Annotated in this window: 8 protein-coding genes; all 8 read left to right on the forward strand. The window is 69.7% G+C overall.

The genetic code is table 11. From position 1 onward, the window contains the following. On the forward strand, positions 1-810 hold an 810-nt coding region (locus MKK70_RS00485; RefSeq protein ID WP_243945345.1), incomplete at its 5' end, for a PQQ-binding-like beta-propeller repeat protein. 97 nt (positions 811-907) lie between these two features. After that, positions 908-1,060: a hypothetical protein gene (locus MKK70_RS00490; protein WP_243931665.1), complete on the forward strand. Its 153-nt coding sequence runs from the start codon at positions 908-910 to the stop codon at positions 1,058-1,060. 262 nt (positions 1,061-1,322) lie between these two features. Further along, complete coding sequence (locus MKK70_RS00495) at positions 1,323-2,417, forward strand: hypothetical protein (protein ID WP_243931667.1); 1,095 nt, start codon at positions 1,323-1,325, stop codon at positions 2,415-2,417. Further along, on the forward strand, positions 2,414-3,277 hold the full coding sequence (locus MKK70_RS00500) for a DUF615 domain-containing protein (protein ID WP_243945346.1): 864 nt from the start codon (positions 2,414-2,416) through the stop codon (positions 3,275-3,277). Before MKK70_RS00495 ends, MKK70_RS00500 begins: the two co-directional genes overlap by 4 nt. Positions 3,278-3,561: 284 nt before the next feature. After that, a complete protein-coding gene (gene rimP / locus MKK70_RS00505) occupies positions 3,562-4,341 on the forward strand; it encodes a ribosome maturation factor RimP (protein ID WP_243945347.1) in 780 nt (259 codons plus the stop codon). Positions 4,342-4,409: 68 nt separating this feature from the next. Continuing rightward, positions 4,410-6,017 carry a transcription termination factor NusA gene (gene nusA, locus MKK70_RS00510; RefSeq protein ID WP_147728245.1) on the forward strand — a complete coding sequence of 536 codons (1,608 nt, stop codon included), beginning with the start codon at positions 4,410-4,412 and terminating at the stop codon, positions 6,015-6,017. A gap of 17 nt (positions 6,018-6,034) precedes the next feature. Then, on the forward strand, positions 6,035-6,844 hold the full coding sequence (locus MKK70_RS00515) for an RNA-binding protein (protein ID WP_243945348.1): 810 nt from the start codon (positions 6,035-6,037) through the stop codon (positions 6,842-6,844). 63 nt (positions 6,845-6,907) lie between these two features. Beyond that, positions 6,908-7,408, forward strand: a 501-nt coding sequence (locus tag MKK70_RS00520) for a translation initiation factor IF-2 associated domain-containing protein (protein WP_279603457.1), incomplete at its 3' end; no start/stop codon positions are given.

Consider the following 7,408-nt stretch of genomic DNA (forward strand, 5'->3'; position numbering starts at 1 on the left):
GTCGGCGGCAAGGAGACCCCGCTGCTGACCCACTTCGACCGCAACGGCTTCGGCTACACCCTCAACCGCGCCACCGGCGAGCTCCTCGTCGCCGAGAAGTTCGACCCGGTCGTCAACTGGGCCTCCAAGGTCGACATGGACCGGGCGTCCCCCGGCTACGGCCGGCCGATCGTCGCCGAACGCTACTCGCCCGAGCGGACCGGCGAGGACGAGACCACCACCGGCATCTGCCCCGGCGCGATCGGGGCGAAGAACCAGCAGCCGGCGGCGTTCTCGCCCGGCACGGGGCTGTTCTACGTGCCCACCAACCACATCTGCATGAGCTACGAGCCGTTCCACGTCACCTACACGACGGGCGTGCCCTATGTCGGCGCCACCGTCGGGCTGCAGCCGCCGCCGGGCGAGTCCCGCACCGGCGCGTTCGTCGCCTGGGACGGCGTCGCGGGGCGGATCGCATGGTCCCTGCCCGAGCCGTTCTCGATCTGGTCGGGCGCCCTCGCCACCGCCGGCGGCGTGGTCTTCTACGGCACGCTCGAGGGCTACCTGAAGGCCGTTGACGCGACGACGGGCGAGGAGCTGTACAAGTTCAAGACCCCGTCGGGCATCGTCGGCAACGTGATGACCTACCGGCACGGCGGCCGTCAGTACGTGGCGGTGCTCTCAGGCGTCGGCGGCTGGGCCGGGATCGGCCTGGCCGCCGGCCTCACCGACCCGGCGGACGGCGCCGGCGCGGTCGGCGGGTACGCGGCACTGTCGGATTATACCGCGCTCGGCGGCCAGCTCACCGTCTTCGCCTTGCCCGTGCGGTGACGAGGCTGCGATACCAATCTGTGGGTGAATTTCCCACATCAAGCAGAAACATGCGCGTCGCACGATGTCGCTCCCGTTCGAGGAGCCGATCGATTCGATGCCGGATTCGCCTGCCACGCCGCGACGCCTGCGCCTGCGCGACCTTCTCGTCGCGATCGTGCTGACCGTGTGGATCGTCGCCGTGGCGCGGACCGAACGGACCGCGCAGCTGACTCCGCCGGTCGTGTCCTACGCGGCGGCCTCGCGCTGAGGCAGATCTCACAGCGTTCCGTCCAGGCGCTGCCCGATCGGTGCACCGGGCGCCGGCGCGCGGCCCGGGTCGAGACGCAAGGGTTGGCCGCCCGAAAGCCGGACCCGCGTCGGCTCCGTGCCGGTTTTCGTGTCTCCCTCCCCCGACGCCGATCCGGCCCCGGAGCTTAGTCCATAAGCGAATTCAGAATAGGAAAATAAACTGTACATTCCCGCTTTGTTCCGGTAAATGATCCTCATCGAAGGCGATTCGGATCGATGCCATGGCCAGACAACCGAGGATCGGTGAAGAGGTCCGGCAACTGAAGGGGCTTCTGGCCGGGCTCTCCCTCGACACGAAGCTGCTCCGCCTGGAGCAGGCACTCCGGCGAAAGGATTGGTCCGACCAGCCGCGCGCTCCTTTCGGTCAGCCTAACGGTGGGCAATGGATTGCCGGCGGCGGTGGGGATGGGAACGCCGTCGATCCGGACGTGCTGCGGCTGATCAAGCCGCAATGGGCACAGATGCCCGCAGCCGAGCCCACCCAGACCCGCGAGGAGACCCGTCTCGACGACGGCACCCGCATCCTCTCGATCCGCATCCGCGCCGGCCGGCGCGACTTCGACGAGCAGCACGCGGTCACCGCGCCGGACGGCGAGAGCCGGGTCTTCGAGACCCTCGGCGCGACGCAGACGATCCGCGACGGCGTCTCCGGCGAGATCCTGGGGCGCAGCACCTTCACGGCGAACGGCGCCGAGCCGGACGCGACGGTGCAGCCCGCCTTCCTGCAGGCGGTTCCGCTTGCCCTGGCGGCCGTTCGGGTCCTACGGACGCTCGAGCTCGCCGGCACGCTCTTCGCGACGCTTTCGGCGCAGCGGGGTCGCTACGGCACCGTCCTCGGCACCACGGCGCACGAGTTCCGTGGCGCCGAGGACTTCAAGCACATGCCGGCGATCTGGGTTGGTCCGCTCGACCAGGCATCCCTCGACGCCGCCTGCCCGAAGACCGGTGAGATCCAGACCCAGCTCGACGCGGTCGCCATGGCGGTTCGACAAAGTGGCGCGTATCGAACGCCGCAAGCCATTGGCACCGCGATCCACGTGCTGATGGATCGTTGGGCAAAAGCCCAGAACATCGCCGATTTCAAATCGGAGCTGTCGATCCTCAAGACTGGAGACGAAGGCTTGTATGGTCAGTCCGGCACGAGCCGCCTCGACCAGTTTCATAGCCCACAGCCGACCGTCGCCTGCGTCTACGACTACAAGACGGGGCTTCGCGGCCTCGGTTGGTCCGATTCGGTGCGTTACGCGACCAGGGCCAAGATGCTGTTCCCCAAAACGCAGCGGATCATCGTCATACAGATGCGGGAGTCGCGATGACGACCAAGAAGCAGTTGGCTCGGCTTTTCCGGGACGTGCTGAAGCACAATCCGGATTGGGTCCAAGTGAAACCGTATGCGATCTGGATCCGCCCGATCCGCCATTGCATCGCGCAGATCTACATCTATCGCGGCAGGTCTGCCGATGTATTTTGGCCCAGGTTCAGTATCGCGCCCTTGTACTGGAGTGGCGCGAACTGGGATTGGAATGTCGGCAGTTTTTCCGAGGGGTTCCGACGCGAGCCTCTACCTGCCCCCTTCACCTGGGACTACTTCCTCCAGCCCGATTACGAGCGCAGGCCGGAATTTCCCCAGCTTGCCGCCTGGGCGGCCACGGTCGGGGACTTCGCGTGGGCAGATCCCGAAATCGGCCGCATCTTCACGCGCGCGGTCGAGGAGCAGGTCCTGCCGCTGCTGCGCCCGATGGCCCTCGACCACCATGCCTATTTGGACTTCTACCGCAGCCATATCATCCCTCGCGGTAACGTTCACGACGAGCAGCGCATGGCGATCGCGCTCGCGGAGGGCGCGCTGGACGAGGCGCGCGAGTTCCTGGGCCAGATCTGGCGGTGGTACGAGAGCGACACCTACGGCGATTACGAGCCGCCGGAGATCCTCGACTATCCCAAGCGCGGCGCGCGCACGCAGCGCGCCATCGAGGCCTGGGAGAAGGCCGGCCGCTGCACCGACTACCGGCGCCGCCGCCGCCGCATCCTCGAGATCGTCGAACCGCTCCGCACCGGCGACCGCGCGGCCATCGCGGCGATCCTTCACCGCTGGGAGGCCGAGGCGGCGCGCTTCCACCAGGCCGAGCGCTGGTGGGAGCCGACGCCGTTTCCCATCGAGGAGGGGCTGGCCTGAGCGACCGTCGATCCGACCTCACAGAGGCCCTTCCACGGTCCAGGATCGCTCCTCGAGCGGTTCCCGGGTCGTCCGGCTGCTTCGGGTCGAGGCGACGCGCAGCCGGAAAACGCTTGAATTCTTCGCGTTCACCCGCTAGATCGTTCCTCATCAGTTCTGGTTGCAGTCGCGAGGCTGCGGTTCGGGAGTGGGCCCCACCGGGTCCGCTCTTTTTTATTGCCGCAAGCCCCTCTCCTGTCCTCCGGAGCGCCGCCCCATCAGCGAGCCCGATCCTGAGCGCAGTCATGTCAGAGCCGACCGCCGTCCCCTCGCCCGAGCCGTCGGCTGAGCCGACGGAGAAGCGCCTGGTCCGCGAGACCGGCGTCGCCGCGCGCGTGGCGCAGGTGATCGAGGGTCCGATCGAGGGGCTCGGCTTCCGCCTCGTGCGGGTCAAGGTGTCGAGCGCGAACGGCTGCACCGTGCAGATCATGGCCGAGCGGCCGGACGGCTCCATGTCCATCGACGAGTGCGAGACCGTGAGCCGCGCGATCTCGCCGATCCTCGACCTCGATGACCCGGTCGGCATCGCCTACTATCTCGAGATCTCCTCGCCCGGCATCGACCGTCCGCTGGTCCGGGTCTCCGACTTCGCCCGCTGGGCCGGCTACGAGGCCAAGATCGAGCTCGCCGTGCCGCTCGGCGGCCGCAAGCGCTTCCGCGGGATCATCGGCGAGCCGGACGCAGCGGCGCTCACCGTCCCGGTCGACCTGCCCGACGTCAAGGAAGGCCTGCCGAGCCGGGTCTCGCTGCCGCTGCGCGACCTCGCCGATGCGCATCTGGTGCTCACGGACGAACTCGTGCGCGAGTCGCTGCGGCGCGGCGGAGGCCCGGTGCAGGACCTCGACGAGGCGCTCGACGACGACGAGGCGGAAGACGCCCCGGCCCTTCCGCCGGCGCCGTTCCCGAAGCGGCAGAAGGCTTCTGCCAAGTCCAAGGCGGCCAAGCCGAAGCCCGCTTCGGACGCGCCCAAGAAGCCCGTGACCACCAAGGCGGCCCGCCTCAAGGACCGCGACTCGCTTCACTAGAGCATCGCCGCCCGCCCCGCTTGCAAAGCGGCGACCGGGGCGGCACCCCAAGAGAAGGACCGACACAGATGGCCGTCGTCAGCGCCAACCGGCTCGAACTCCTGCAGATCGCCGACGCGGTCGCCCGCGAGAAGGTGATCGATCGCTCCATCGTGATCGACGCGATGGAGGAGGCGATCGCCAAGGCGGCCCGCTCGCGCTACGGCGCCGAGACCGACGTGCACGCCGAGATCGACAACAAGACCGGGGCGCTGCGGCTCTCCCGCCACCTCCTCGTGGTCGACCTCGTCGAGAACGACGCCCGCGAGATCACCCTCGACCAGGCCCGGCGCTACAATCCCGGCGCGCTCGTCGGCGACGTGATCTCCGACACCCTGCCGCCGTTCGATTTCGGGCGCGTCGCCGCGCAGTCGGCCAAGCAGGTCATCGTCCAGAAGGTGCGCGACGCCGAGCGCGACCGTCAGTTCGACGAGTACAAGGACCGCATCGGCGAGATCGTGAACGGCCTCGTCAAGCGCGTCGAGTACGGCAACGTCATCGTCGACCTCGGCCGCGGCGAGGGCATCGTCCGGCGCGACGAGATGATCCCGCGCGAGACCTTCCGCCCCGGCGACCGCATCCGCTCGTACCTGTTCGACGTGCGCCGCGAGGTGCGCGGCCCGCAGATCTTCCTGTCGCGCTCGCATCCGCAGTTCATGGCGAAGCTCTTCGGCCAGGAAGTGCCGGAGATCTACGACGGCATCGTCGAGGTGAAGGCGGTCGCCCGCGATCCGGGCTCGCGCGCCAAGATCGCGGTGATCTCGCGCGACGGCTCGATCGATCCGGTCGGCGCCTGCGTCGGCATGCGCGGCTCGCGCGTCCAGGCGGTGGTCGGCGAGCTCCAGGGCGAGAAGATCGACATCATCCCGTGGTCGGAGGACCAGGCGACCTTCATCGTCAACGCGCTGCAGCCGGCCGAGGTCGTCAAGGTGGTGCTCGACGAGGAGGCCGACCGCATCGAGGTGGTGGTGCCCGACGACCAGCTCTCGCTCGCCATCGGCCGCCGCGGCCAGAACGTGCGCCTGGCCTCGCAGCTCACCGGCTGGGACATCGACATCCTGACCGAGGCCGAGGAGAGCGAGCGCCGCCAGAAGGAGTTCGCCGAGCGCACCACCGTGTTCATGGGCGCGCTCGACGTCGACGAGACCGTCGGCCAGCTGCTCGCGGCGGAAGGCTTCCGCAACGTCGAGGAGATCGCCTACGTCGACATCCAGGAGCTGTCCTCGATCCAGGGCCTCGACGAGGAGACCGGCGCCGAGATCCAGGCCCGCGCCCAGGATCACCTCGCCCGGATCGAGCAGGAGCACGACGACCGCCGCACCGAGCTCGGCGTGCAGGACGAGCTGCGCGAGATCGACGGCCTGACCACGCCGATGCTGGTCTCGCTCGGCGAGAACGACGTGAAGACGATCGAGGATCTGGCCGGCTGCGCCACCGACGACCTCGTCGGCTACACCGAGGGCCGCGGGCCGGAGGCCAAGCGCCACGCCGGCTACCTCGACGGCTTCGAGGTCTCGCGCGCCGAGGCCGAGGCCATGATCATGGCCGCCCGCCTTCGCGCCGGCTGGATCGAGGCGCTGCCCGAGCCCGAGGCGACCGAGGACGCGGCGGAGCCCGCCGAGGCCGAGGCCAACTGACGACGCGAGGTCGGGCGATGATTCAGGCCGCTCAGCCGCCGGCTGACGAGGGCATCGAGGACGTCGTCCTCGATGCCGGGCCGAATCGTGGCCGACAGGGCGCGCTGCGCACCTGCATCGTCACGCGCACCGCGCAGGCGCCCGACGCGATGATCCGCTTCGTCCTCGGGCCGGACGGCGCCGTCGTGCCGGACCTGCGCGCCCGGCTTCCCGGCCGCGGCGCCTGGGTCAGCGCGCGCCGCGAGGACGTCGCGACGGCCGTGAGGAAGCGGGCGTTCAACCGGGCGTTCAAGACGCAAGGCGCGACAGCCTCCGCCGACCTGCCCGACCGGATCGCCGAGGGGTTGCGGGCTGACCTGCGGCAGGCGATCGCGCTGGCCAACAAGGCTGGCTGCATCGTGACCGGCTTCACCAAGGTCGAGGCGGCGATCGGCGCGCAGCCGCGCGTCGCTGCCGTGATCCATGCGTCGGACGCCGCGCCCGACGGTCGCCGCAAGATCGCGGCGGCATTGCACCGGCGGCACGGCGATGCCATATCCCGCATACCGATCGTTGACGACTTGTCCGAAGACGAATTGGACATGGCCTTGGGTCGGGATCATGTGATACACGCTGCGCTCGTCGCAGGAGTCGGGGCCGCCGGCTGCCTGGCGCGTTGGCGTCGGCTACGCTCCTTCGAGGGCGTCGCCGCGGCGATCGAGGAGCGCGGATCCGCCGGATACGGCGGGGATGCTCCCCCTCTGCAAGACGATGCCGTGACGGATCAGGCCGGCGCTCCGCGGGTTGCCGGTTCACGCGACGATGGAAACCCTCAGGGTTCAGGCTGAATGAGCGATACGAATAATCCGGGCGACAAGACTCTGAGCAAGACTCCTGCGAAGCCGCTTTCCTTGAAGCGTCCGATCGAACAGGGGACCGTGCGCCAGAGCTTCTCCCACGGCCGCTCCAAGCAGGTCGTGGTCGAGACGGTGAAGCGCCGTGTCATCGGCGCGGCGCCGGCGCCCGTCGCCCCCATCGCGGCCCCGACACGGGTCGCCCCGCCTCCGCCGCCGGTCGCCCCGCGCCCGGCGCAGCGGTCCGCGTCCGGCGTCGTGCTGCGCACGCTGAGCGAGCAGGAAAGCTCGGCGCGCGCCGCAGCGCTCGCCGACGCGCAGCGCCGCGAGCAGGAAGCCCGCCGCCAGGCCGAGGCCGCCGCCGAGGCGCAGCGCGCCCAGGCCGCAGCCGAGGAGCGCGAGCGCGAGGCTGCCGCCGCCGCCAAGCGCGCCGAGGAGGCGCGTCGCCAGGAGGAGGAGAAGCAGCGCGCCGCCGAAGCCGCTGCCGCCGCCGCCGAGGCACGTGCCGCCGCCGAGGCGGCGCCGGCCAAGGCGCCCGGGCCTGATCCGTGCGTTGAC

It is taken from the genome of Methylobacterium sp. E-041, assembly GCF_022829665.1.
Lineage (GTDB): Bacteria > Pseudomonadota > Alphaproteobacteria > Rhizobiales > Beijerinckiaceae > Methylobacterium.

Bases quoted from the DNA above. Each gene is read 5' to 3' on its own strand.
- MKK70_RS00500 (WP_243945346.1), top strand. From the start codon at position 2,414: ATGACGACCAAGAAGCAGTTGGCTCGGCTTTTCCGGGACGTGCTGAAG.
- nusA (WP_147728245.1), top strand. From the start codon at position 4,410: ATGGCCGTCGTCAGCGCCAACCGGCTCGAACTCCTGCAGATCGCCGAC.
- MKK70_RS00495 (WP_243931667.1), top strand. From the start codon at position 1,323: ATGGCCAGACAACCGAGGATCGGTGAAGAGGTCCGGCAACTGAAGGGG.
- MKK70_RS00490 (WP_243931665.1), top strand. From the start codon at position 908: ATGCCGGATTCGCCTGCCACGCCGCGACGCCTGCGCCTGCGCGACCTT.
- rimP (WP_243945347.1), top strand. From the start codon at position 3,562: ATGTCAGAGCCGACCGCCGTCCCCTCGCCCGAGCCGTCGGCTGAGCCG.
- MKK70_RS00515 (WP_243945348.1), top strand. From the start codon at position 6,035: ATGATTCAGGCCGCTCAGCCGCCGGCTGACGAGGGCATCGAGGACGTC.